The sequence below is a fragment of the Sorangium sp. So ce1036 genome, from assembly GCF_051369805.1.
GTDB classification, from domain to species: domain Bacteria; phylum Myxococcota_A; class Polyangia; order Polyangiales; family Polyangiaceae; genus Sorangium; species Sorangium cellulosum_F.
The window spans coordinates 7,432,856-7,458,653 of record NZ_JBBMOX010000001.1 but is presented as its reverse complement, the minus strand read 5'-3'; the positions used below and the strand labels follow the sequence as shown (position 1 = coordinate 7,458,653).

Annotated in this window: 18 protein-coding genes; 9 read left to right on the top strand and 9 right to left on the bottom strand. The window is 71.2% G+C overall.

What is annotated here, in order from left to right:
• Positions 1-110: 110 nt before the first annotated feature.
• Positions 111-818, top strand: coding sequence for a hypothetical protein (locus tag WMF31_RS27925; RefSeq protein WP_436604866.1), 708 nt, complete (start codon positions 111-113; stop codon positions 816-818).
• 138 nt (positions 819-956) lie between these two features.
• On the opposite strand, the gene WMF31_RS27920 is transcribed toward WMF31_RS27925, so the two are convergent.
• Entirely contained in the window at positions 957-1,571 is a 615-nt protein-coding gene (locus WMF31_RS27920; protein WP_436604865.1) for a trypsin-like peptidase domain-containing protein, read from the bottom strand.
• A 529-nt stretch (positions 1,572-2,100) separates the two neighbouring features.
• On the opposite strand from WMF31_RS27920, the gene WMF31_RS27915 reads away from it, so the two are divergent.
• The 3 genes from WMF31_RS27915 to WMF31_RS27905 all read left to right on the top strand — a co-directional run bounded on the left by WMF31_RS27915 (position 2,101) and on the right by WMF31_RS27905 (position 6,353).
• On the top strand, positions 2,101-3,579 hold the full coding sequence (locus WMF31_RS27915) for a hypothetical protein (RefSeq protein ID WP_436604864.1): 1,479 nt from the start codon (positions 2,101-2,103) through the stop codon (positions 3,577-3,579).
• Positions 3,580-3,937: 358 nt separating this feature from the next.
• The gene (locus WMF31_RS27910; protein WP_436604863.1) at positions 3,938-4,858 is read left to right on the top strand and encodes a transposase; all 921 of its coding nucleotides are present in this window, start codon (positions 3,938-3,940) and stop codon (positions 4,856-4,858) included.
• A 301-nt stretch (positions 4,859-5,159) separates the two neighbouring features.
• Positions 5,160-6,353: an IS4 family transposase gene (locus WMF31_RS27905; protein ID WP_436606608.1), complete on the top strand. Its 1,194-nt coding sequence runs from the start codon at positions 5,160-5,162 to the stop codon at positions 6,351-6,353.
• 227 nt (positions 6,354-6,580) lie between these two features.
• Here WMF31_RS27905 and WMF31_RS27900 read toward each other — a convergent pair whose 3' ends face one another.
• The 3 genes from WMF31_RS27900 to WMF31_RS27890 form a co-directional block, all read right to left on the bottom strand.
• Positions 6,581-7,723, bottom strand: coding sequence for a response regulator (locus tag WMF31_RS27900; RefSeq protein ID WP_436604862.1), 1,143 nt, complete (start codon positions 7,721-7,723; stop codon positions 6,581-6,583).
• 61 nt (positions 7,724-7,784) lie between these two features.
• Positions 7,785-10,613 (bottom strand): response regulator, encoded by a 2,829-nt coding sequence (locus WMF31_RS27895; RefSeq protein ID WP_436604861.1) that lies wholly within the window; start codon positions 10,611-10,613, stop codon positions 7,785-7,787.
• A 151-nt stretch (positions 10,614-10,764) separates the two neighbouring features.
• On the bottom strand, positions 10,765-11,787 hold the full coding sequence (locus tag WMF31_RS27890) for an ABC transporter substrate-binding protein (RefSeq protein WP_436604860.1): 1,023 nt from the start codon (positions 11,785-11,787) through the stop codon (positions 10,765-10,767).
• A 309-nt stretch (positions 11,788-12,096) separates the two neighbouring features.
• On the opposite strand from WMF31_RS27890, the gene WMF31_RS27885 reads away from it, so the two are divergent.
• Complete coding sequence (locus tag WMF31_RS27885; protein WP_436604859.1) at positions 12,097-14,901, top strand: beta-propeller fold lactonase family protein; 2,805 nt, start codon at positions 12,097-12,099, stop codon at positions 14,899-14,901.
• 502 nt (positions 14,902-15,403) lie between these two features.
• Positions 15,404-16,888 (top strand): hypothetical protein, encoded by a 1,485-nt coding sequence (locus WMF31_RS27880; RefSeq protein WP_436604858.1) that lies wholly within the window; start codon positions 15,404-15,406, stop codon positions 16,886-16,888.
• Between the two features lie 65 nt (positions 16,889-16,953).
• Here WMF31_RS27880 and WMF31_RS27875 read toward each other — a convergent pair whose 3' ends face one another.
• Together WMF31_RS27875 and WMF31_RS27870 are read right to left on the bottom strand one after the other, a co-directional pair.
• Positions 16,954-17,418 carry a hypothetical protein gene (locus WMF31_RS27875; RefSeq protein ID WP_436604857.1) on the bottom strand — a complete coding sequence of 155 codons (465 nt, stop codon included), beginning with the start codon at positions 17,416-17,418 and terminating at the stop codon, positions 16,954-16,956.
• Positions 17,419-17,592: 174 nt separating this feature from the next.
• Complete coding sequence (locus WMF31_RS27870) at positions 17,593-18,216, bottom strand: RNA 2'-phosphotransferase (protein WP_436604856.1); 624 nt, start codon at positions 18,214-18,216, stop codon at positions 17,593-17,595.
• A 160-nt stretch (positions 18,217-18,376) separates the two neighbouring features.
• On the opposite strand from WMF31_RS27870, the gene WMF31_RS27865 reads away from it, so the two are divergent.
• Positions 18,377-19,291, top strand: a complete 915-nt coding sequence (locus WMF31_RS27865) for a LysR family transcriptional regulator (RefSeq protein ID WP_436604855.1) — start codon at positions 18,377-18,379, stop codon at positions 19,289-19,291.
• A 50-nt stretch (positions 19,292-19,341) separates the two neighbouring features.
• On the opposite strand, the gene WMF31_RS27860 is transcribed toward WMF31_RS27865, so the two are convergent.
• A complete protein-coding gene (locus WMF31_RS27860; protein WP_436604854.1) occupies positions 19,342-19,602 on the bottom strand; it encodes a hypothetical protein in 261 nt (86 codons plus the stop codon).
• A gap of 541 nt (positions 19,603-20,143) precedes the next feature.
• Here WMF31_RS27860 and WMF31_RS27855 point away from each other — a divergent pair.
• Positions 20,144-21,259 (top strand): hypothetical protein, encoded by a 1,116-nt coding sequence (locus WMF31_RS27855; RefSeq protein WP_436604853.1) that lies wholly within the window; start codon positions 20,144-20,146, stop codon positions 21,257-21,259.
• A 271-nt stretch (positions 21,260-21,530) separates the two neighbouring features.
• Positions 21,531-23,498 carry a GNAT family N-acetyltransferase gene (locus WMF31_RS27850; RefSeq protein ID WP_436604852.1) on the top strand — a complete coding sequence of 656 codons (1,968 nt, stop codon included), beginning with the start codon at positions 21,531-21,533 and terminating at the stop codon, positions 23,496-23,498.
• A gap of 145 nt (positions 23,499-23,643) precedes the next feature.
• On the opposite strand, the gene WMF31_RS27845 is transcribed toward WMF31_RS27850, so the two are convergent.
• Both WMF31_RS27845 and WMF31_RS27840 read right to left on the bottom strand, forming a co-directional pair.
• Positions 23,644-24,792, bottom strand: a complete 1,149-nt coding sequence (locus tag WMF31_RS27845) for a lysylphosphatidylglycerol synthase transmembrane domain-containing protein (protein WP_436604851.1) — start codon at positions 24,790-24,792, stop codon at positions 23,644-23,646.
• The gene (locus WMF31_RS27840; protein WP_436604850.1) at positions 24,785-25,786 is read right to left on the bottom strand and encodes a glycosyltransferase family 2 protein; all 1,002 of its coding nucleotides are present in this window, start codon (positions 25,784-25,786) and stop codon (positions 24,785-24,787) included. The genes WMF31_RS27845 and WMF31_RS27840 overlap by 8 nt, the downstream gene beginning before the upstream one ends.
• Positions 25,787-25,798 lie beyond the last annotated feature (12 nt).

The following is a 25,798-nucleotide window of genomic DNA, read 5'->3' as shown; positions in this document are numbered from 1 at the left end:
GGCGCCGGAGGGGCGATGCGCTCGGGGTTTCCGTCGTGGTATCGTGGTATCCGCGCCGTTGTTCGCAGGGATCCTCCGGCTCGCCCCGCCGCCCGACACGACCTCGCCCCATGAACCCAGCACTCGTGTACCTGCAGGCGCGGCTCGGCGGGGCGCTGCACCGCCCGACCCCGGAGACCCTGGCGCTCTACGGGACCACCGCGGTCTTCTCTTACCGCTACAAGTTCGAGGCGACGCAGTGGCTCGAGACCGGGGTGAAGGGCCGCCGCGCGTTCGTGCTGATCGACCTGCGCCGCCGCGTCGGGCGTTTCGGGGTCGACGTCGCCGACGACGAGTCCGCCGAGCTGCGGGTCCGGCAGGCGGTCGCGGTGGTCCTGCCGGGCGTCGCGCTCGCGTCGCCGCTGGCGCCCGTCGACTGGCCGCCGGCGCCCATCGCCCCCAGGCGCGGCACGTTCTCCATGCGCGGCGCTACCCCGCACCTGTTCCTCCTCGATCATCCGATGCCGCCGTACACCTGGACGCTCGCCGGCGGCGAGGCGCCCTTGCTCGCCGCCGGGTCGTTTCACTTCGCCGGCTGCTTCCACGGTGTGCTCTACGCCGTGCAGGAGGGCCCGACGCTCGACGTCGATGCGGCCGTCCGGGCGCTCGACGAGCTCGCCGACCTGGCGGCGCTGCCGTGGCGTGCGCCGTCGCTGGAGGCCATCACGGTCTGGCACGCCGGGGTGCTCCGTGACCAGCGCAGGGCCATGTGCTTCGTCGTGGCGTTCCTCGTGGCGTTCGCGATGCTGAGCCTCGCGCTGTCGTACGCCTCCGCGTGACGCCGCCCGGGCGGCCCCGCCGCGCCCATCGACGTCAGCCCCCGCGACGACAGGAGCCTCGAGCGGTCACGGTGCACGGGGGCGAGGCGTGACCGGCGCGAGCCACCGTGCGGCTCGGCGGCGCAGGCCGTGTCCCGCTCAGTCGCTCGCGCAGTCGAGGAGGTCGCCTGCGTCCGCGCAGATCGCGGACATCTGTGTTCCCCCGTTCCTGCAGGTGAAGAGACCGACGTTGCCGAGATGGTGGAGGGCGACCACCTTGCCGCTCACGCCGTGGATGACCGGCGATCCGCTCGAGCCCCCCGCGGTGTCGCACGAGTAGCCGACCTGCGTTCGCGAGGTCGTGAGGTCGTAGGTCTGATTGCGCGTGTCGACCTGACAACGGAGCGTCTGCGCCGCATCCCTCCAGTAACCGACCTCCTTCGGGCCTCCGCCGGGATGCTGAACGTACCGAAACGACTGGGCGCCGTCGGGGCTCGAGACGGTGACATGATCGCCCTTCGCGAGGGAAAAACCGGTGAAGTGGACGCGCACGAACGTGGCGCCAGGCGACGTGATCGCCCGCTTCCAGCCCCCCACGTACGGGTGGGGCGTCTCGGCGCCGTAGGCGATGACATCGCCCGCGCGGACCCGCCCGGACGCTGCCTCGAATTCGCCTGCGCCGTCGGCTCCGTTCGCGCCGGGATCGTCCACGTTCGCAGCACACCCCGCGACCGCGACGAGCGACGTCGCGATCAGAATGCTTCTGTTCGTCATAACCCCCCTTCCGTCTCAGCTCACCGCTTGCGAGCTGTGCGAGCGAGCGGAACGCGTAGGATAGGAGTGGACGACGAATCCGGCAAACAGGTGGCCACCGGAGCGGAGGCAGGAAATATTCGTGTGCTCCGACCACAACCCGTGTGGCGCAGGGCGCAAGGGACGATGCGGCTGCGTTGATCCGGGGCAGGCGTGGCGGGTCGACCAGTAGGTCTCGCTTTGTTCAATCGGATTTGCTGGCCTGGCCGCGCCCGGCGCTCTGGAGCAGCTCGCGGCGCTGCTCCGCTGGCCCGGGCGGGCTCTGCCGCGACGCACGGAGGCGCCGGGCATCGGACGCGGTATGGAGACGCAGCGCGCAAAGGCGAGACGCGGCCGTGGTCGCCCGCTCGCGATGCTGCTGGTCGCGGCCCCGTTCGTCTGGGGAGGCTGTGGCCGGCCGCCCATCGCACGTCGCGTGGAGCCTCGGGTCCGCGCCGTCCTGGAAGCGCATGCGACGGCGGCGCGTCCGGCGCCGCCGCGAGAGGGGTCGGTGCCGCTGCTGCTCGTCGCCGACGGGGGCGGCAGCGCGCGTGCGCCCGAGAAGCGCGCGCCAGCGGAGGTCGTCGTGTCGGCGGGCGTGCCGTTCGCGCCGGGCGCGTTGCGCGACGTCCGCCTCCTCCGCCTGCGCGACGCGCTCGGCGCGGCGGTCCCGCTGCGCGTGAAGCCGCTCGCGGTCTGGCCGCTCGACCGCTCGATCCGCAGCGCGCTCATCGCGTTCCGCGCCGCGCTCCCGCCAGGCGCGCGCGCGATCTACGCGCTGGAGTACGGCGCTCGGGCGGGCTCACCCGGACAGCGGGCGGACGCGCCCGGCGCGCGGCCCGCCCTGCTCGACGAGGCGCTCCTGCCGAACCCCGACGGGCCGATCGCGGCCGTCCTGCCGCCGTCGTGGTACGCGGCGAGCCAGGTCTGCGGGCCGCAGCTGCCGGCCATGGACGACCGCCGCTTCCCGGGGTTCGAGAGCGGCATCGAGCGCGGGCTCGAGCGCATGACGCCCGCCTATGACACGTATGGAGTGAGCTGCTCGGGCGCGCACCGCACGTACTACGACGGGCCGCACGCGCTCTACCAGCGCTTCCTCCGCAACGGCGACGCCGGCCGCTACCGCCGGGCGCGCGCCGAGGCCCTCTGGTACCGGCAGCACGAGCTCAGGTTCTCCCCGGATCGCCGGGTCGCGGTCCACGTGTGCGAGCGCGAGGACTGGACGCCGGAGAAGCCGCTGTCCTGGCAGGTGCTCCGGCGCATGCTCGGCCAGGGGATGCTCGACGACCATCTGCTCACCGGCGACCCGGCGGCGAGGGAGGCCGTGCTCGCGATGGGCGAGGCGCTCCGGCGGAACCTGCCCGCGCTCACGGGAGGAAAGAAGGAGGACGTGCTGCGCGTCACCGAGCGCAACATGGCCTGGGCGATGATGACCCTGTCGAGCGCCTACGCGCTCGACCCGCGGCCGGAGCTGCGCTCGGCGCTGCGCGGGCTCATGGATCGCACGGTCGCGTGGCAGCGGCAGGGCACCTCGGGCGCGTTCGAGCACGATCTGCACCGCGCCGATCCGTCGGAGTGCGAGCGCGGCCCGCGCGGCGGGTCGCCGTTCATGACCGCGCTGCTCGTCGACGCGCTGATGGACTACCGCGCGCTCACGGGCGACGCGCGGGTGCGCGAGGTGGTCGTGCGCGCGGCGAGCTGGCTCTCGGAGCGCGCGATGACCTCGGACCGGCGCGCCTTCCGCTACCTGTGGGGCTGCGAGACGGACGCGTACGACGACAGCGGGACGGCCGATCTCAACCTGCTGATCGTGCCGGTCTTCGGCGCCGCCTACGCGCTGACGCGCGATCCGCGGTGGCTCGCGGTGGGCGACGCGCTGGCCGACGTCGGCGTGAAGGAGATGCGGGTGAAGCAGCCCAAGCAATGGAACCAGGCGATGCGCGCGTTCGGGCGCTACCTCGGGTACCGCGCGCGACCCGACCCGGGTTGAGCCCACCCGACCCAGGTTGCGCGCGACCCAACCCAGGTTGGAGCCCACCCGACCCAGGTTGAGTCCGACCCGACCCAGGTTGAGTCCGACCCGACCCAGGTTGAGCCCGACCCGACCCTGAGCCCGACCCGACCCAGGTTGAGCCCGACCCGACCCGACCAGACCCAGGTTGGGCGAGCCTAGGTTGGGCGAGCCTCAGCCTCAGGTCGGCTGCGCTACAGCGCAGGTTGGGCAGAGCTGCGCAGCGCGCACCGGCCCAGCATGGCGGGAACTGGCGGCCGCCACCCACCGAGAGGGGCAAATCCTCGAAATGATTCACGCTGACCTATGGCGCGGCGCTTGTCTGTGTTCGTCGGCCATGAGCCAGCCTCGCGAGATCGCTCCAGGCGCCACCTACCTGGTCACCCGGCGTGTCCTGCGCCGCCACCTCCTCTTCCGCCCCGATGCGGCCATCAACCAGCTCATGGTCTACGTACTTGCTGTCTCGGCCCGCCGCTACGGCGTCGAGGTTCATGCCTTGTGCATGATGTCGACGCATTTGCACCTCGTCGTGACCGATGTGCATGGCGTCCTGCCGCGATTTTTGCAGTTCTTCCATCGCATCGTGGCGCTTGGCACCAAGGTGCTGCGCAAGTGGGAGGGGCCGGTTTGGGACCATGAGGCCACGAGCGTGGTACGGCTGCTGACGCAGGCGGCGGTGGTAGAGAAGATCGCCTACGTCCTCGCGAATCCCGTGGCCGCTGGCCTCGTCCGGCATGCGAGGGACTGGCCGGGGGCCAAGGCGGACGTGGATGAGATCGGCCGTGGCATGCTGCACGCGGCGCGTCCCTCGGTGTACCTCGACCCGACGAATCCGCAGTGGGTCGAGGAGGCGACGCTCCCACTCGCGCTGCCGCCAGCCATTGAACAGGACAATGCGGAGGGTTTTCGGCATCAGGTCGCCGCCGAGCTCGAGCGCCAGGAAAGGGAGGCCCATGCGCAAGTGGAGCGGCAGGGGCTCGGGTTCCTGGGCGCCGAGCAGGCCAGCAAGGTCTCCCCGTACGAACGAGCCACGAGCTTCGAGGGCTTGCGTGAGCGCAATCCGACGTTCGCAGTTGGCCGTGACCAGGGCGACGCACGGCGCAATGCCGCTGCCGCAGTGCGCGCATTTCGCGCGTCGTACCGCGCCGCGCTCGAACGATGGCGTGCCGGCGTGCGCAGCGCGTTGTTCCCGGCGGGAACGTGGTGGATGTGCAAGTTTCACGGCGCCAGCGTGAACGACGTGGTGCTCGCCGTTTAGGACCACTCGCCGGAGCGTGACAGCGAAACGGGCAGGGGCGAGCGACGGCTTCGACGCGCCATCGTGGGGATGTGCGTTTGCAGGAGGTGGAGCAGGTGGCAAATCCTCCTCGCAGCATTGCGCGAAGAGGGGAGGCATGTGCCATGCCGCGCCGAGCGTGCTCGAAACGCGCGAGGGCCGGCTCGCTGGAGGTTGTCCTTGATCGAGCGGGGCTGTTCCGTAGCGGTTGGCGATCTGAGGGATCCCCTTGTTCTTCGCGGAGCCGGGAATCCATCGCCCGGCGGGTGGTTGATGCGGCATGATGCCGCCCGTGACCGTTGCCGATTCGCTTTCGACCCAGAAGCCCGACCGAGAGAAGCTCGGCCTGGAGCACACCCGCGAGTTCGTGGCCCGCGTCTTCGGCCCCGATCTGCATGCCCTGCGCGTGTTGTCGCTGGCCAACGGCGTCGCCGGGGTTCTGAACGCCGCCGTCCTGTCGATCCACGCCATCGGGCAGGCCTACGCGAACGTGGCGAAGATCGCCGCCAAGAGCGGCGTCAAGCAGGTCGACCGCATGTTGGGTAACGACGCCCTGTCGCTCGACATCGTGCTGGCGCGCTGGGTCCGGTTCGTCGTGGGAGAGAACGCGTCGATTCTCATCGCCCTCGACTGGACCGACTTCGACAAGGACGACCACACGACGCTCTGCGCCTACATGGTGACGACCCACGGTCGGGCGATGCCGCTGGCTTGGAAGACGGTGAAGAAATCGGCGCTGAAGGATCAGCGCACCGGACATGAACTGGAGATGGTCGAGCGACTGCACACCTGGCTGCCCGAGAACGTGAACATCACGCTCCTGGCCGACCGGGCGTTCGGCTACCAGGAGCTCTACGCGCTCTTGGAAGCGTTCGGCTGGAACTTCGTCATCCGGTTCCGAGGCTGCATCCTCGTCGAATCGGCCGAGGGCGCGGTGCGTCCCGCCGAGGACTGGGTGCCGTCGAACGGCCGGCCGAAGTTGTTGGTCGGCGCGCGAGTGACGGACAAGCGTGCCGCCGTGGGCGCCGTGGTGCTCGTGAAGGCGGCGCGCATGAAGGAGGCGTGGTGCCTGGCGACGTCGCTCGCGACCACGAAGGCGGCGGAGGTAGTCAAGCTCTATGGCCGGCGGTTCACGATCGAGGAGACCTTCCGCGACACCAAGGACCTCCACCTCGGCATGGGGCTGTCGGCGACGAACATCCGCGATGCGGCCCGGCGCGATCGGCTCCTGCTGCTGGTCGCCATGGCGCACACGCTCTTGACGCTGCTCGGCGCCGCCAGCGAGGCCTCCGGGCTCGATCGAACTCTGAAGGTCAACACGGTCAAGAAGCGAACGCACTCGCTCTATCGCCAGGGGCTGTACTGGTATCACTGCATCCCCACGATGCGGGAGGAGTGGCTTCGCCGCCTGGTGGATGCCTTTGACCGCATCGTCCGCGAGCATGCGTTCTTCAGCCATTTCTTCGAGGTCAAATGAGGGGATGCCTCAGGTGCTAGGGGGTCAGGAACACCGTCGCGATGCCCATCTGCATCTCGCCGAGGGGCTCCCTGCACTTGTCGTAAGCGCCGTCGTTGCGCTCCTGGCCGCAGACGTCATCGCAGTCGCCGAGCACCTCGATGGGGGAGCAGTCCTGGATCGAGGGCCCGGTTGGTCGGGTCGGTGCGCGCTGCGGCTCAGGCGCCCTCGTTGCGCCCGTCGTTCGCTCAGGCCTCGTCCTTGCGCGGCGGACGGAGCGCCAGGCTCGCCCTCGCCCCGTCGCACTGGAGGCTCGCCGCGCCGTCGCCCGCCTGCTTCAGCGCGTGATCGATGCCGCTCTTGAGCGTCCCCCGGGTCACGACAGCGCTGAAATCCAGGCCGAGCGCGACGAGCGTCTGCGCCAGCTCGGGGCGGATGCCGGTGATCACCGTCCTCGCCCCGAGCAGCCGCAGCGCCGTCGCCGTGCGCATGAGCGTGCTCGCGACCGCGGAGTCGAGCACCGTCACCCCGGTGACGTCGAGGATCACGACCTGCGCGCGGTTCGCCGAGACCCCCCGCAGCGCTGCCTCCAGCGCCTGCTGCGCCCGACCGGCGTCGATCGTCCCGATGAGCGGCATCACCATGATGTGATCGGTGATCGGGATGAGCGGCGTGGAGAGCTCCGCCAGGCGAGCGCTCTGCGCCCGGATGATCTCCTCCTGGAGCGCCGCGCGCGCCGCCTCGGCCCGCGCCCGCTCCGTGAGCTCGGTCTGCAGGCGCTCGTTCGTCCGGCGGAGCTCCTCGGTCTGGCGCGCGACCTCAATCTCCAGCCGCTCGTTCGACGCGCGGAGCCGCGCCTCTGCCCGCGTGAGCCCCTCGAGGGCTTGCGCGAGCTCGAGCGTGCGCTCCGCGACGCGCCGCTCCAGCTCGCGCGTGAGCTCCTGCAAGGCGGCCTCCGCCGCGAGGCGCTCGTTCACCTGCGACTCGAGGCGCTTCGTCAGCCGCCTCAGCGTCGTGTGCACCCGGACGCGCGCGAGCAGCTCCTCGTCGAGGAACGGCTTGGCGAGGTAGTCGACCGCCCCGATGCTCAGCCCCTTCACCCTGTCCGCGGGGAGATCCGTGCTCGCCGTCATGAAGATGACCGGAATCTCGCGCGTATCCGGCTCGGCCTTCAGGCGGCGGCACGTCTCGAACCCGTCGATCCCGGCCATCCTCACGTCGAGCAAGATCAGATCCGGCAGCCCCTCCCTCGCGAGCCGGAGCGCGCGCACGCCGTCCACCGCCACCGCGACCTCGAAGCCTGCGCCGTTCAGGGTATCGGACAGAAGCCCCAGATTCCTCGGATTGTCGTCAACGATCAGGATCGTCCCGGCCTCACTGGCGTCTAGCATTCGAGTCCTCCCGTACACACACGCTCACGGGTCGATGAGCAAAGCGCAGAGTCTCCCGGCGTTATTCATCGCGTGTGTGCTGCTTGATGAAACCTTCCACGGCGTCGATGTCGTAGTCCTTCATGACGTGCCGCAGATGTCTGGCGAAGGGCGCGAGCTTCGGGTCGGCCCGCTCGAGCCCGTCGATGTGCCGCTTCAGCTGGCCGAAGAGCCCTCTGTGCGCGAGATCGAACAGGACGCGGAGATCCCCGGCAGGCGGCGCGATCACGGGAGATGCATCCGGGGCCGTGGCCTCGCGCGGGCGCGAACGCGGTTGCGATGCGGAAGGCGCCTCGCTCGCTGCACAGGGCTCCTCCGGCGCTCGCACCCACGCGAGCTGGAGGTGCCGCTCCACCTTCTGGAGGAGCTCCTCGAGATCGATCGGCTTCGGGATGAAATCGTCCGCGCCCGCGTCGAGGCTCCTGTGCTGATCGGACAGGAACACGCTCGCGGACGACGCGAAGATCGTCATGCCCTCTCGATCCGGCGCCTGCCGCAGGCGCCTCATCGTCTCCCAGCCGTCGAGCCCCGGCATGGCGAGATCCGTGATGACCAGGTCGAACCTGCGCTCCGACGCCGCCTCCAGGGCCTCCTCGCCGCCCGCGGCCTCCGCCATCTCGAACCCGAGGGCGCCCAGCATCGCCACGAGCACCGCGCGGTTCTCTCGCTGATCGTCGACCACGAGGACCGTCCGCCGCCTGCCCTCGTACCCGACGATCGTCCCTGCCAGCGCGGGCGCCGCGGCCTGCTCCCGCGGCGGCGCCTCGAGGAGCGAGAGATCCATCCAGAAGACGCTCCCCTTGCCCGGCTCGCTCGTGACCTGGATGGAACTGCCGAGCATCTCCACGATCCGCTGGCTGATCGCGAGCCCGAGCCCCGTCCCCTCGACGCGGCCCTTGCCATCGTCGGCCTGCTTGAACGGCAGGAAGATCTGGCCCAGCAGGTCCGCGCGGATGCCGCTCCCGGTGTCCTCGATCTCGAAGCGGATCCTGTGAACCCTGCGCTGCAGGGTGAGGTCCGCGCTGGAGCGCGGCCGGGCTCCCGGTGGCGGTTGCTCTCCCTCCCCGAGCCGCGTGATCGTGAAGGTGACGGTGCCCTTCTCGGTGAACTTCACGGCGTTGCCGAGCAGGTTGATCAGCACCTGCCGCAGCCGCCGCTCGTCGGCGTGCACGTCGGTGGGCAGCGCCGGGTCGCGCCTGTAGACGAGGGCGATGCCCTTCTGCTCGGCCCGTATGCGGCAGAGCTCCGCCGTGGAGCGCAGGAGCGAGGGGAGGTGGAAGTCGCTCGCGTGGAGCTCCATGCGCTGCGCCTCGATCTTCGACAGGTCGAGCACGTCGTTGATCAGCGTCAGGAGGTGCGCCCCGGATTGATGGATGATCTCGACGCCGCGCAGCTCCTGCTCGCCCATCGCCCGCGAGCGCCGGAGGATCTGCGCGTACCCGAGGATCCCGTTGAGCGGCGTTCGCAGCTCGTGGCTCATGTTGGCGAGGAACTCGCTCTTCGCCTTGTTGGCGGCGTCGGCGGTGAGCTTCGCCTCCCTGAGCTCGGCGGTGCGCTGCTCGACCCGCTCCTCGAGCTCCTCGAACGAGGCCTGGAGTCGCCGCGCCATCTGGTTGAACGACGCGGCCAGCGTGCCCATCTCGTCCCGCGACCGCACGTCGACCGTGGTGTCCAGCTTGCCGCCGGCGAGCTCCGAGGCCGCGTGCGCGAGGCGGCTGATGGGCCTCGTCAGGAGCTGCGCCATGAGCACCGCGGCCGCCGTCACGATCGCGGCGATCAGCGAGCCGACGACGAGCGCGTCGCGCGTGGTCCTCGCCTCGATCGGCGCGAGGAACACCCGCTCCGGCCGGACGAACGCGACGGTCCACGGCGGCATGTTCATGTCCTCGAACGCGTCCACGCGCGAGAGGGCCACCGCGCTCATGGCATCGCCCGCCTCTGCCATGCGGGTGCGCAGAAAGCGCGTGGCCGTGGCGCGTGGGTCGGCTTCGCGCTCGAAGAGGCGGAGGCCGTCGTCGAGGCCCCGCGCGTCCGTCGACAGCGCCGCGACGGGCCGCTCCGGGAGCCGCCGCTCCGCCTTGAGCCGCTGGACCAGGCCCGGATCGAGCGGCGTGAGCGATCGGAAGACCAGATCGGGCGAGCGGCCGTGCGCCAGGCGGATGTGGTGCTCGTCGAGGAGGATCGCGAACGCCCCGGACTCCTCCAGCGCGCGGGTCTGCTCCAGGACGATGCGCTGGACGGCGGACAGGTTGTAGATGCACCGGAGCACGCCGAGCGTCCGCCGCTTGTTCGCCACGTCGCGGACAGGGCTGCTGAAGATGATCTGCGGCACCTCGCCGGCGAACTCGACCGCGGAGGCGTAGGGCAGGCCGGTCTCCATGGCGCGGCGGAAATGGTCCCTCCCGGACTCGTCGCTGCCGATGTGCGCCTGGATCGTGTCGAGGACGTTCCGCCCGCGGGAGTCGAGCAGCGCATAGGAGAGGATGTGGATGGTGTCTTTCCGGATGAGGCTCTGCAGCGTCCTCGTCGCAGCGTCCTCTTCCGCGGCACCGCCTCGCCGGGCCTCGCGGTCCAGGTCCAGGTAGTTGACGAGCCCGGGCAGACGCGCCTCGACCCGGACCGCATCCAGGTTGGTCTCCAGGAACGCCTCGATGCTGGCCGCGGCCTGTGACGCGGCCGCGGAGAGCGCCTGGTTGGCGCTCTCGGTGAGCACCGCCTCGTTCGTGCGCTTGTTCAGGAGCGTCAGGATGAGGAGGGGGGTGAGCGCGATCGTCAAGAGCGCCACGATCAGCTTCATCCGAAGGGTGATCCGCGGGGTCTCCGGCTGCATGGCGCGCCTCGCTGTCTTCATCGGAGTCAGCCTCTCGGGTCCCTGGTCGCTCGCCGCGGCGGCCGCTCCATCGCGCCCGGCGGAGCGGCGGGGCGCCGCCCGCGGGACCCGTCGTCCCGGCGCCGCGCCGGGCTCGCGCAGGGGAGGGCGCGCGCGTGCTGCATCGCCGCGGTCACTCGGGGTTCGCGGCGCGGGGCAGGAACGACGAGTCGAACATCTGATGGAGCTCCGGGCGGCGCCCGAGCTGCCCGTCCTGGACGAGGAACTCCACGTGCTTGCTGACGAGCGGGGCCAGCGACGTGGGGTCGTTGCCCGGGGCGAAATTCCGCTGGACCTCCTCCAGCGAGAAGAACTCGTGGCCCTCGGTGCTGATGTCCTCGACCGGTATCTTCAGCGCCCTCGCGATGACCTGATCGCCCTCCTCCGGGTGCGTCTTCCAGTACTCCACTGCCTGGAACCAGGCCCGGACGAACGCACGCACGTCGTCGGGCCGGTCGCGTAGGACCGCGCCGCGAAAGACCGTGAAATCGGCGAACAGTCCGGGGGTCTCCTTGCTCGAGAAGATCGCCCTGGCGCCGGCCCGCTGCGCCTGCGTCGCATAAGGCTCCCAGGTGTGGGCCGCCTGGATGGTGCCGTCCGTGAGGTGCTTGATGACATCGGTCTCGCTCGCGTCGACCAGCGTCACCTCGTCGAGGGCGAGGCCGTGCTTCTCCAGCATCTCCCCGACCAGCATCTCGCCGAGCGCGCCGCTCTTGGCCGCGATCTTCTTCCCCTTCAGATCCGATACCCGCGTGATCTCGGGCCGGGCCATGATGACGTCCGCGCCCGCGGTCTGGCCCAGGGGGAGGACGACGCGCGCGTCCGGCTCCTTCGCGAGGACGCGCACCACGGCCTCCATCGTCCACGGCAAGCCGTCGACCTTTCCGGCCGCGAAATCGGAGATCATGCCGTAGAGATCCGGATTGAAGACGAGCTCGACGTCGACGCCCTGCTCGGCGAAGAAGCCCTTCTCCTCGGCGATCGAGAGCGGAAAGAACCCGAGCCAGTAGCCGTGGCTGAAGCGGAGCGGCGGGCGCTCCTCGCCGCCGCCGCCGCCCGCGGTCGGCAGCTCGGGCTGGCAGGCCGACAGCAGGACGGTCAGCGCCGTGATCGTGAGCCAGCAGGTGGCGACCCCGGCGACGAGGCTCCGGTGCATGTTGGGCACCGTACCATGGACGGCCTGCGCATTGCGATGCTGTCATGGCCGACGGCCGTGAGATTCGCGCGACGCTCGGGGGCGCGCTCCAGCTCCGTCCGTCTCCGGTGTTAGGGGATACGGGTGGGTGTATCGGAGACGATACGCCGAAGTCCTCGATTCGTGCTTTGGGTGAAGGGTCGTACTTTACGATTGCAATTTGGACGAAACGGGCATAGGGCTTGTCGTGTCTGCGATTTTTTGTTTTCACGTCTCTCCCGACGTCCATTTTCACGAGACGCCGAGGAGACCGTCGCCCGGGAGGTGTTTATGGCCCTGCCGTTCGTCGCACGTAATGTCCTCTCTCGCCTCGCGTTCGCGCCGGCCCTGCTGGCGTGCCTCGCGGCCGGGAGCTCAGCCGCCGCGGCCTCGTCGTTCACGGTATTCGAGAGCGGCCAGGTGCGTCCGCTCGCGCTCTCTCCCGATGGCAGGCTGCTCTTCGCGGTCAACACGCCGGACAATCACCTCGAGGTCTTTCGCGTCAAGGACCATGGACTGGAGCACCGCGCCTCCATTCCTGTCGGCCTCGAGCCGGTGGCCGTCGCCGCGCGCAGCGCCACGGAGGTCTGGGTCGTCAATCACCTGTCCGACAGCGTGAGCGTGGTCGAGCTCTCGGACGGGGCGCACGCCGGCCGCGTCGTCCGGACGCTGCTCGTGGGCGATGAGCCGCGCGACATCGTCTTCGGCGGCGCCGGGCGGGACCGCGCCTTCATCACGACGGCCCACCGCGGCCAGAACGTCCCCTACGACCCCGAGCTCACCACACCCGGCGTCGGGCGCGCGGACGTGTGGGTCTTCGACGCGGATCCTCTCGGCCCGACGCTCACGGGCACGCCGCTCACGATCGTCACGCTGTTCAGCGACACGCCGCGGGCGCTGGCGGTGACCCCGGATGGCAGCAGGGTCTACGCCGCGGCCTTCCACTCCGGAAACCGCACGACCGCGCTCCATGAGGGCGTGGTCCCGAACGGCGGGGAGGAGGCGGGCGGCGTGCCCGGGCCGGCGACCAACTGGGAGGGCGTGCCGCACCCGGAGACGGGGCTCATCGTCCGGTTCGACGGCGCGCACTGGGTCGACGAGCTGGGGCGGAGCTGGGATCACAGCGTGAGGCTCTCGCTGCCCGACAAGGACGTGTTCGTCATCGACGCGAACGCGGACCCGCCGACGCAGCTCCCCGGGGCCGCGGGGTTCTACACCGGCGTGGGCACCATTCTTTACAGCATGGCGATCAACCCGGTGAGCGGGAAGGTGTACGTGGCGAACACCGAGGCGGGGAACGAGCGGCGCTTCGAGGGGCCCGGGATCTACGCCGGTCACAGCACGCGGGGGCACCTGCACGAGAGCAGGATCACCGTCCTCGGCCCCGGCGGCGGCGTCGCCCCGAGCCACCTCAACAAGCACATCGATTACGAGACCTGCTGCGCGCCGGTCCCGAACGACGAGAGCGAGCGGAGCCTCGCCCTGCCGCAGCAGATGGCTGTCACGCGCGACGGCGCGACGCTCTACGTAGCGGCGCTCGGCTCGTCGAAGATCGGTGTCTATGGCACCGCCGCCCTCGAGGACGATACGTTCACGCCGAGCACGGCCGCGCAGATCGTCGTGCCCGGGGGCGGCCCCACCGGGCTCGTGCTCGATGAGGAGCGGCGCCGTCTCTATGTGCTGACGCGCTTCGACAACGCGATCTCGATCCTCAGCACGGTCACCCGGGCAGAGGTCGCGCGCGTCCCCCTGCACAACCCCGAGCCGCCGAGCGTGGTCGCCGGGCGGAGATTCCTTTACGACGCGTCCTTCTCGTCGAGCCACGGCGACTCGTCATGCGCGAGCTGCCACGTCTTCGGCGATTTCGACAGCCTAGCGTGGGATCTCGGGAACCCGGACGCGGACGTGGCGCGCATCCCGGGCCCCTTCGAGTCACACCCCCTGGATTTCGGGATCCCGGACACGCATCATCCGATGAAGGGCCCGATGACCACGCAGAGCCTCCGGGGGATGGCGAACCACGGGCCGATGCACTGGCGCGGCGACCGCACCGACGGCGACCAGAGCTCGAGCGAGCACCCGGACAGCGGGACGTTCGACGAGGTCGCGGCGTTCAAGGAGTTCCAGTCCGCGTTCACGGACCTCCTGGGGAGGAGCGAGCCCATCCCCGACGCGGACATGCAGGCGTTCGCCGATTTCATTCTCCAGGTCACGTATCCGCCCAACCCCATCCGGGCGCTGGACAACTCGCTCACCCCGGACCAGCAGGCCGGGCGCGACTTCTACTTCAACAACGTGTCTGACTTCAGCGATCCGGGGACCTGCAACTCCTGCCACGTGCTCGACCCCCACGCGAACGAGGAGTTCGGCGTCGCCGCGCCGGGCTTCTTCGGCACCGACGGCCGGTACACGTTCGACCTGGAGACGGAGGCCTTCAAGTCGCCGCACTTCCGCAATCTGTATCAGAAGATCGGCATGTTCGGGATGGCGGACAACGAGCTGTTTCCGGGCAGCGACGAGCACATGGGGGATCAGGTCCGCGGCTTCGGGTTCAACAACGAGGGAGGGGTGCCCACGCTCTTCCGCTTCGTCAGCTCGGCGACGCCGGACATGGGGTTCAACCAGTCCCCGCTCACCCCCGGCGGGTTCCCGCCGGGGCCGGAGGGCGACGTGATGAAGCGCCAGGTGGAGCAGTTCCTGCTCGCGTTCGACAGCAACCTGGCGCCCATCGTGGGACAGCAGGTGACGCTCACCGGCGAGAATGCGGCGGTGGTCGGGCCGCGGATCGATCTTCTGATCGCGCGCGCCGAGGCAGGCGAGTGCGACCTCGTGGCCAAGCGGTTGCATGGCAGCCGCACGGAGGGGTTCCTCTACGTCGGGTCGGGCCTGTTCCTCGGCGACCGGCTGTGGGATCCGCCGATTGCTGACGCGGCGCTGCGGCAGCGGGCCACGCGCAAGCGCGGCGAGGTGACCTACACGTGCGCCCCGCCGGGCTCGGGGGTGCGTATCGGGATCGATCGCGACGGTGACGGTCACCGCGACGGCGACGAGATCGACGAGCGCAGCGACCCGGCCGACCCGTCGAGCACGCCGTGACGGGAGCCTCGGCGCCATTCGTCAGGTGCCGTCCCCGCGCATGGGCGATGGCTGTTCCATCGAGTCGCCCGAGCGCTGCAGCCTCGAACGTTCTGCGGAGCATGTGCGAACGCGAGGCGTCCAGAGCAATCATCATTCACGTCGTACGCTGACGGTCGTGCGCAGGCGATTGCGCTGATGCGCAGGAGCTTGCGGCCGTACGCGAGATGTTGCGGCGGTACGCAGGGGCTCGCGGCCGTGCGCGAGATCTTGCGGCCGTGCGCGGGCTGCCTCCTTTACGAGGAGAAGGCGGACGGGGAGATGCCGCGTGTTCTTTCCCCGCCCCCCGCCCCCTGGTCTCCCGGTTGATTGTTTCGAAATGGTGTTGCAATGGAGGGCCGGCTCGCATAATGGTGCGACCATGGGAGGCTGCGTTTGCGTGGTGCTCCCGGGCTGCGGGGGATTGCCGAGGCGATGGTGGCCTCTCCTGGGTAATGGCTCGTCTTGTGGAGGTGTAGAAATCATGAGTCACCGATTTGGGATCGTTCTCTCGACCCTGTTTGTCGCTGCGTCGGTGAGCGTGGCAGGGGTAGCCAATGCAGGCGTTACCATTTGGGGAAACGTGTCACCTGGAAATCCGACCGATCCCTGGGATCTGGGGCTGACCGAGCTCGTCGTAGACTATGGGGGCGTCGAGGTGACCGATGGCGGGACGTTGATCAGCCCCGGTGCATCTGTGGAACGGGAGGGAACCATCCAGGTTGTCGGGTATGGCTCGACCTGGATCAACAATGGCTCGATCAAGCTCGGTAGGAGCCTGGCCGAAAGCTGGCTCATCATCCGGAGCGGCGCCGAGGTGGTCACCGATGAGCTCGTGGTGGGCACCCGAGGCTCGACGGGTTATTCTCATGTGCTCGTCGAGGGGTACGACGCCACCCTGACGAGCAGCACGAATACCTATATCGGTGAGAGGGGGCAAGGTTACGTCGAGCTCAAGCAGGGAGCGAGCTTTTTCTCGCACGATGTCTATATTGGCGGAGTCAATGGCTGCACGATCTGCGGGGGTGAAGTCGCCATGACGGGCTCCGCGACGAGCTGGGTGAGCACGGGGGAGTTCGTTCTGGGGGTGAGGAGTCGTGGCTTGCTGAACATTCAGCGCAGCCAGCTCTTCACGGTGAACGCCAGCATCAACGGCAATGATTTGTGGATGAGCGCCGCGACCGTGAGCGGCTGGGGCGGCACGTGGACGAACCAGGGGCTCCTGCGCGTGGGGTCGACCACTGGGTACGGCTCGCTCACCGTCGGGGCTTACGGGACCCTCGTGACGGAGGACACCGAGATCCGCTCGGAGCTCGGCGGGGGATTCGTCCATGTGAACGATGTCCAGGCCTCGTGGCTCAACAGCGGCGACGTCACCGTATTTGCTACAGGAGCTCAGTCTCCATCGCTCCTGGTCGACAAGGGCGCCCTCGTGAGCATCGGCGGCCTCCTCCGGACTGCGCCGGTGGTCGGCGGCTATCCCTATCCCTACCTGGGTCCCTCCGTGCGCCTCGTGGAGGGCGACCTCGTCGCGGGCGCCATGGAGGTCCTGGAAGGAGCGTTCGGCTTCGCCGGCGGGCGCCTCGAAACCGGCAACTTCGTGGGCGATCTCGCCAACATGCAGGCCGGCGAGCTTTCTGTCGGGGAGGCTTACCCGTCGACTGGCATCGTCGGCAGCTACAGCCAGGGGCCAGGCGCTGCCCTGAGCATCACCGTCACGGGGACGAGCGCCGTGCCGCTCCTCCAGGTGGACGGGGACCTCAGCCTCGACGGGGCGCTGGTGGTGCTGCCGGCCGACGCGTCTGTATCGTTCCAGGTCGGGGACGCCATCGCGCTGCTCGGCTGGAGCGGCGAGCTCACGGGGACGTTCGCGGCCGTGGACATCGCCTTGCCGCTCGCCCCGGGGCTCGCCTGGGACACCTCTGCGCTGTACACGACCGGCGAGATCACCGTCGTACCCGCCATCTGATCCTTCTCCGGGGGCCAGCTCGCGTCTAGTCCCCGCGGATCTGCGCGGCCACCTGCAGCCGGCGCTCAGCCGGCAGGTCGGAGCCGGAATGCGCCGCACTCGGGGTGCTCGATGCGGCCGGCGAAGAGCGAGCCATCCAGGGCGAGATCGCCCTTCATGCTCACGGTGACGTAGTTGGGAGGGCGCTCGATCCAGGAGCCCGGCGAGAACGTCGCTGTCCGTGCTCGAGCGTCGTAGCGGCCGCGCATGAGGTACTTGCCGGAGACGCCCGACTCGGCGTGATGGAAGCCGAACACGGCCTTGATCCTGTTGCCGCGCACCTGGAGGATCCGGAACGTCATCTCGGTTGTCCCCTGCGGACAGTCATAATCGCCGATCCACGTCCGCGTGCGCTCGAACGGGTTCTCGCCGTGGTCCTCGTCCGGCACCCAGGCGTCGTCCGACGGCTCCGCGGCGGGGGGCGGCTCGCCGAGGACGATGTACACCGTCTGGGCGGGCGGCGGCGCGGCGGCATGAGGCTCGCCCAACATGGGTGCGGGGCCGCAAGCAGCGAGCAGCAGGGCCGCGCCCTGGACCCCGCGCAGGAGGGCTGAGCGCCAACGGGAGACGGGGGCGTTCGCGGGATCCATGCGCGTGAGCCTACCATGAGGGCGCGCGGCCGATCCCGGGCCGGCGCGCCGCTCGCGGCGGCGCCCCCACCCCGATCACCCCGCCCCACGCGAGCCCGCGCCGAGGAGCAGCGCGCGCAGCGCTGCCATGTTTCGCTTCGCCCGCGCGACGAGCGGCACGAGCCCGACGATGCACGCCACCGGCACCTCCCGCACGAGGATCACGCCGTTCTGGCTGCGAAACACGCGGAGATCGCGCGCCCGCAGCCGCTCGGGGCGGATCTCGAGCATCAGGTCGACCCTGGAGCGCTTGCCCACCGCGCTGTCGAGCGCGTCGGTGCAGTGCACATGCGTGCGCCTGGCAGGCCGGATGCCCTCCCGCGCGATGCCGTCGACCGCGTCCACGCTGGTGCCGTGCCAGATGGGCGCGTCCCCGTGGACCTCCTCCCACGACGCCTCCAGCCCGGCGAGCGTCACCGGCATCCCCTCGCGCGAGTGCCCCTGCGAGGCGCGCACCCGATCGCCCCTCAGCTCGAGGCGGTTCTTGGTGTTGTTCTCCACCACCGCCTCCAGCAGCGAGCGCGGCATCCCGAGGACCCTGAGCACGTCGTCCACCGCCACCCAGCCGGCGCTGTCCATGGCGACGCCCTGCGACGGCGCCCCGTGGCGGAGCAGCCAGGAGAGCTTCTTGCTCGTGTCGGTCAAGCGATCGCGGCCCATCGTCAACTCCAGTCCTTTCCAGTCGGTCCAGCCGGCGCCGCGACCCACGCGGCCGGGCTCCGGGAGAGATCCTCGCCGGCGGTGAAGGGTAAGCGCCCGGCTATCGTCCGGAAGCGGTATTTCTGGATAGGCCATCACGTTTCGCGATAGCGTCACCCGCATGCTCAACCTCGACTGGCTCAACGCCTTCGTGGTCTTCACCGAGCACCTCAACTTCACGCGCGCGGCGCGGGCGCTCCACCTCTCGCAGCCGGCGCTCCACGCCCAGATCGGCAAGCTCGGCGAGGCGCTCGGCGTCACGCTCTATCAGCGTCGCGGGCAGCGGCTCGAGCTCACGCCGGACGGCAAGCGCGTCGCGGCGTTCGGGCGCGAGGTGGGCGAGCGGACCCGATCGTTCGTCGATGTGCTCCGCAAGGGCGAGAGCCGGGAGCCGGTGGTGCTCTGCGCCGGCGAGGGCTCGTACCTGTACCTGCTCGGCGAGGGCATCCGCGCCTTCACTGCGCGCGCCGGCGCCCCGCTCCGGCTGCTCACGCGCGACCGCGAGGGCACGCTGGACGCGGTCACGACAGGCGAGGCGCACCTCGGCGTCGCGCCGCTCGAGGGCACGCCGGACGGGCTCGCCGCCGACCGCCTCGCCGAGGTGGAGCAGGTGCTGGTCGTCCCCGACGCCCACCCGCTCGCCCGCAAGCGCCGGATCAGGCTCCGCGATCTCGAGGGCGCCCGGCTGGTGGTCCCTGGCCCGTCGCGGCCGCACCGGGCGATGCTCGCGCAAGCGCTGCTCTCGGCGGGGGTCCGCTGGGAGCCGGCGGTCGAGGCCAACGGCTGGGAGCTGATGCTCCACTTCGTCCGGCTCGGCGTCGGCGTCGCGGTCGTCAACGCCTGCTGCCGCTGGCCCCGCGGCCTCGTCGCGCGCCCGCTGCCGGAGCTGCCGCGCAAGATCTTCTTCGTGATCCGCCGGCGCGGCGGCGAGCTGAAGGGCGCGGCCGCCGAGCTCCGGGAGACGCTGCTCGCGCACGGATCGGCGTGGCAGCGGAGAGGCGCCCAGAGGGCCCTCGCCGGCCGACCGCCCACGTGACGCGTCAAGCCCTCGCAATCCTGAACGACAATGGGTCGAGAGCAGCGCTCTCAGGCGGCCTTCCTGGACCTCGATTTGCCCTGCTTCGCCTTCTTCTTCCCGCCGAGGTCGTCCGGGCGACTCACCAGCTTGGAGAAGGTGCTCGGCTCGCCGCTGGCCTTCTCGTCCTGGTAGACGAAGGCGAGGTTCGACTCCTCGAACTTGGCGAATAAATCGTCCCACGAGATCTCCTCGAGGGTGTCCTCCCCGCTGTAGCCGGGGAAATCGATGCGGAGGATCCCGGGCTCGCCGTTCGTCTCGGTGCGCTTCACCGTCGCCGGGCGGCCGCCGCGCGCCTCCACCCACCTGCGGATCTCGTCGTGATCTTTCCCCCTGGCCGCGCCGCGGGGTTCCGCCTGGCTGGCCGCGCCGCGGGGCCATGGCCCGCGCCGGCGCGGCCAGCCCGCTGCGCGAGCGCCGGGCGGGTGCTAGCATCGCGTGTCGGGCCGCGCTGCGGAGGTTTCAGGGTTGACCGCGTACCACCTGCTTCTCCGAGCCGCTGTGCTCGCCGCCGTCACGGCCACGGCGACCGTCGCGGCTGCGCGCCCGCCTCGGCCGGAGCCCGTCCATCGGGCTGCGCCCTCGCCCCCGCGCCCCCCGCCGGCCGCGCGCGCTCGCACGCCCGCCTCGCCGGTGGGGCCCACCCCGCCGGTCGCGCGCGCTCGCACGCCCGCCTCGCCGGTGAGGCCCACGCCGCCGGTTGCGCGCGCTCGCACGCCCGCCTCGCCGGTGAGGCCCACCCCGCCGGTCGCCCCCTTGTTCGAGCCCGCTCCCTGGCGCGCGCTCGTCGTGGGAGGCGGTCCGAAGGCGACCATGAACCAGGTGGCCATCGAGGGCCACGTCCGCTATGTCCAGTCGCTCCTACCGGCCGCCATGGAGCGGCGCGTCCTGTTCGCCGACGGCAGCCGGCGCACGCGGAGCGTGCAGTACCTCGACGGCCACCGCATGCGCTACCGCGCGCCCAGGCTGCCGCGCATCGACGGGGCGACGACGCGCCGGGGGTTCGACGGGATCTGGCGCAGGTTCGTCAAGGCGCGCCCGGACGCCCCGCTGCTGCTGTACTTCGCCGGCCACGGGAGCCCGAGCCCGCAACGCAACCTCGACAACAACGTGTTCGACCTCTGGGGCGGCGGCGCCCTGTCCGTCCGTGATCTCGCCGCGCGCATGAAGGAGCTGCCCGACGACACCCCTGTCGTCCTCGTGATGGCCCAGTGCTTCTCGGGCGCGTTCGCGAACCTGCTCTTCGAGGGCGGGAGGCCCGACGGCGATCTGGTCGAGCGCGACGTCGTGGGGTTCTTCGCGGCGACCAGGGATCGCCCCGCGTCGGGCTGCACGCCCGAGATCAACGAGGCCGATTACAGCGACTTCAGCAGCTTCTTCTTCGCGGCGCTCTCCGGCGTCGATCGCCTCGGCCGGCGCGTGCACGGCGCCGACTTCGACCGGAACCGGTTCGTGGGCATGGACGAGGCGTATGCGTACGCCCTCCTTCACCAGGCGACGAGCGACGTGCCGGTCGCGACGTCCGACGTGTTCCTGCGGCGCTTCGTCAGAAAGCCGGACCACGAGACCATGGCCACGCCCTATTCCCGGGTCCTCTCGTGGGCGCGCCCGGCCGAGCGCGCCGCCCTGGAGGGGCTGTCGGACATGCTGGGCCTCCGCGGCGAGCACCGGCTCCGCGTCGCGTACGACCTCGAGTTCGGGGCCGGCGCGGGCAAGCGGGACGTGGAGGACGTGATCTCGGCGCACCGGCTGCGTTTCATCCGGCTCGCCAAGAGCGTGGTGCTGGCGAGGGCGCTCCGGCAGAGCGGCGACCGCGCCCGGATCGAGCGCTTCGAGCGGCTGCGCGCCGCGGAGGCGCGCAATCCGCTCGTCGAGGCCAGGGCGGCGAGTGTGGCGCGCCAGGCCATGCGACGGCGCGCCGCCCGGTGACGCCCGCGCCACGTTGATCGGTGGGGCACCCGGGTGCACCCCCAACCAGCGCTGGGCGATCGCGCCCAGGGGCTCCTCCCTCTCGTCCCCGGGCCTCGAGCTTGCCGTCGAGGACGGCAGCCTTCATCACGCTGCCGGCGAGCCATCCCGGGATAGCGCGCCGGTTGCGCGGCCGCTCGCCTCTGCGACGATACGGCGCCGAGGCGAGCCGGGGGCTCGGCGACCGCCCTCCGAGAGGCGGGCCGAGGGGTGCCCGCCTCTCGGAGGGCCGGTGAGCGAACGACTCGATGTCAGGGTGCTGAACCGCCGCGAGGAGCTCGAGGCGCTGCGCGAGCCGTGGGACGCGCTGTGGCAGCGCTGTCCGGCGGCGACGACGTTCCAGCGGCCGGAGTGGCTGCTCCCGTGGTGCCGCGAGCTCGGGCCCGAGGAGGTGCTCGCCCTCGTGCTCCGGTCCCCGTCAGCGCAAGGGCTCGTCGGCCTCGCGCCGCTCGCGATCCACCGCATCGGCGCGGAGCGGGTGGTCGCGCTGCTCGGCGCCGGGATCACCGACTACAACGATGTCCTGGCCGCGCCCGGGTACGAGCGCGCGGTCGCGGAGGCGGTGCTCGCGTTCCTCGGCGAGCGCGCGGGCGCATGGGACGTGGCGGATCTCCACGACCTCCGCGGGTCGTCGCCCCTGCTCGCGGCCGACGCGCCGCCCGGCTGGTCGGATGAGGTCGAGAAGCACGAGGCGTGTCCGCGGGTCGTGATCCCGGAGGGCGCCGGGCCGGACGATCTGTTCTCGCCGGGGATGCGCGCGCGGATCGCCCGGGCGCGGAAGCGGCTCGCGCGGGCCGGCGCCCTGCGCGTCGAGGTGGCCGGCGCGGACAGCCTGGGCGAGCTGCTCGACGCGCTGTTCGCGAACCACCGGGCGCGCTGGATCTCGCGCGGCGAGGGCGGCGTGCTGGACGAGGCGCTCCGGCCGTTCCACCGCGCGGCCGCGGCGGGGCTGTGCGCGCGGGGCGCGCTGCGGCTGTTCGGCCTGCGGCTCGATGGACGGATCATCGCGTCGCTTTACGGGCTCGCGGAGCGCGACGGGCTCGCGTCGTACATCACCGGCTTCGATCCGGAGTTCGCCTGGTACAGCCCGGGGCTCGTGATGCTCGCCAGCGCGATCGAGCATACGGCGCGCGAGGGCGCGCGGACCGTCGACTTTCTCCGCGGCCGCGAGCCGTACAAGTACGCGTGGGGCGCCGTCGACCGCTGGACGTACCGGCGGCGACTCCGGCACCGGGGCGCGCGCGGGGCCGCGGCGGTGGAGGGCGCGGCGCGACCGGACGGTCGCGGCGAGGTGGAGGGCGCGGCGCGGGCGAGCGGCCGCGGCGAGGTGGAGGGCGCGATGCGTGCCGTGATGTCCGGCGAGGTGTCGCCCGAGGTCGGGCTGGTGCGGCTGCTCGGCGCCGCGGGAGACCTCGCCGCCGCGGAGCGCGCGCTCGAGGCCGCGCAGGCGGGCGCGGGGGAGCCGGCGGCGCGCCTCGAGGCGCTGCGCCGCTGCGTGGCGGAGCGGCGCGCAGCGTGCGCGACGGTCGCGGAGATGCTGGGCGCGCACCGGGACGGGGGCGGCGCCGGGGAGGTCGCTCCGACGCGCACCGCGGCGCTCTTCGACGCGCTCTGCGCGCGCTCGGAGGAGGCGAGCGTCGCGGCGTACTCGCTCGGCGACCCCGCGCTCCTCGATCGGGCAACGCGGGAGGTGGTCGAGCTCCTCGAGCGGTGGGGCTTGCTCGATCAGGACCGCGCGATCCTGCAGATCGGCTGCGGGATCGGCCGCTTCGAGGCGGCGCTCGCGCCCAGGGTGCGCGAGGCCTGGGGGCTCGACGTCGCGCCGCGCATGATCGAGGCCGCGCGGCGGCGCTGCGCGGGGCTCTCGAACGTCGTGCTCGCGGTCTCCTCGGGCGTCGATCTCCGCGACGTGCCGTCCGCCCGCTTCGATCTCGTGTACGCGGTCGACTCGTTCCCGTACCTCGTCGGCGCGGGCGCGGCGGTCGTGGATCGGCACGTCGCGGACGCGCGCCGGGTGCTCGTTCCGGGCGGGGAGCTCGTCCTCCTGGGCTACTCGTACCGCGGCGACCCCGCGCGGGACGCGGCCGACGTCGCGCGGCTCGCGGCGCGCCACGGCTTCGACGTGCTCGTGAGCGGCGAGCGGCCGTTCTCGCTGTGGGATGGGCTCGCGTACCGGCTGCGGAGGATCGCGCACCGGTGAGGTCCTCTCGATTCGCGACGGCGCCAGAGGAAGCCCCGCACATCAACCCTCCTTTCCGCCACGCTCCTTGGGCAATCACGAGATCTTCGGCTCGCCGAAGATCATCACGAAATGCGCGGTGGTGTGGAGCGCGCGACGGCGGGGATCAGGCCGGCCCGGCGCCCGGCTCCCCGGCCTCGGCGTCGGCCTGCCGAGCCCCGGCGGCGGCCAGCGCGTCCTTCGGCGAGATCCGCTCGATGAGCAGCGCGGCGCCCGCGCCCAGGAAGGTCACCCCGATCTGCAGCACGTACAGCCAGAACACCGCGGCGGATCCGGGGCCGATCACGTCGCGCGGGGCGACGTACATCGACAGCCCGGCATAGACGGAGATCTGGAATGCGCCGAAAAACCCGGGCGCGTTGGGCACGAGCACCCCGAGCGCGAGCACGCCCATCACGACGCATGCCTGGCCGAAGGTGAGCTCGGGGACGCCCGCGCCCCGGCACACCATCCAGATGCCGGCCGCATTGACGAGCCAGTACACCACCGTGACCGCCAGGAACGGGCCGGTGTAGCGGAAGCGGGGCAGGAAGCGCAGGCCGTCGGCCACGTGCTCCACGCGGTCGGCCAGCCAGACGCCGAGCCGCGGCGAGACCAGCCCGAAGACCCGCTCGGTGGTGCGGCGGGCCCAGGCGCGTCGCCAGTAGAACACCCCCATGGTCACGAAGCCGGCGAAGAAGACGGCGAGCGCGGTGTACGCGGCGCCGGGGACCACCGCCGCCGAGACCTGCAGCTCGCCGATGCGGTCCGGCAGGGGGTCGAGGGGCCTCGCGATCCGCAGCGCGATGAAGAGCAGCGCGCTCAGGTAGAGGCCGTCGAGCACCCGCTCGGCGCCCACGCTGCCCGTGGCCGCCCAGCCCGAGATGCGGCCCTGCTGGCGGATGAGCGCTGGGCGCACCAGCTCGCCCATGCGGAAGGGCAGGAGCAGGAGCGCGCCGTAGCCGATGAACGAGACGGTGAGCACCCGCCGCATCGACACCGGGTGCAGCGGCCGGAGCAGCCAGTACCAGCGCATCGCGCGCAGGGTCAGCACGAGCAGCCACACCGCGCCGTAGGCCACGGGGATCCACACGGGCACGCGCGCGAGGTGCTCGGCCGCCGGCACGACCGGCAGGGTGCCGGCGCGCATCAGCCAGACGAAGCAGCCGGCGACGACGAGCGATCCGAGGAGCGCCAGCGCGCGGCGCCGCGGGAGGTTACTGGCCGCCGGCGTGGCGCGCGCGTCGCCCTCGTGAACCGGCGCCGGCTCAGCCATCGGCGCCGCTGTCCGCGCGGTCCGCGTCGGCCCGGGCCGGGGCGCCGCGGTCCTCGCGCGCGTCGCCGTCCTCCCCGGGCCGCGGGCGCCGCACCAAGAACATGGGCCGGTGCTTCACCTCGTCGTAGATCACCGCCACGTAGAGCGCGATGACCCCGACGCTGGTGAGCATCAGCCCGCCGAGGATGAGCTGGAGCAGGATCACCGTGGTGAACCCGCTGAGCGCCTCGCCGTGCAGGTAGCGCCACAGGGTCTGCGCGCCGAGCCCGGCCGCGAACACCAGGGTGCCGAAGCCCATGGCCGAGACCATCTTCAGCGGCAGCGCCGAGAAGGCGATGAGATTGCGGATGGAGTAGCGGATGAGGCCGACCAGCGACCACTTGGTGGTGCCGTGGAGGCGCTCGGCCACGGCGAAGGGGATCTCGATGGTCCGGAAGCCCACCCAGGTCACGAGGCCCCGGAAGAAGCGGTTGCGCTCCGCGCATTGCTTGAGCGCGTCGACCACCTGGCGGTCGATCAGCTTGAAATCGGACGCGCCCCGGAAGTGGCCCCGCGCCGCGCCGGCCATGAGCGCGTTGAAGACCCAGGTCATCATCCGGTAGAGGAGGCTCTCGCGCGCCCGCGTCTCCTTGACGGCGCTCACCACGTCGTAGCCCTCGGCCCAGAGCTCGACCATGCGCGCGATGAGCGAGGGCGGGTGCTGCAGGTCGGCGTCCATGAAGATGAGCGCGCGGCCCCGCGCCTCGTCGAGGCCGGCGGCCATCGCCGCCTCCTTGCCAAAGTTGCGCGCGAGCGGCACCGGGCGCACCCGCGGATCCGCCGCGGCCGCGGCCACGAGCCGCTCCAGGGTGCGGTCGCGGGAGCCGTCGTCCACGCAGACGAGCTCGTAGCTCCGGCCGATCTTGTCGAGGTGCCCGCGCACCACCTCGAGGCTGTGCTCGATGGCCGGCTCCTCGTTGTAAACGGGGATGACGACCGAGATGTCCACGCTCACCGCCGTGCCCTC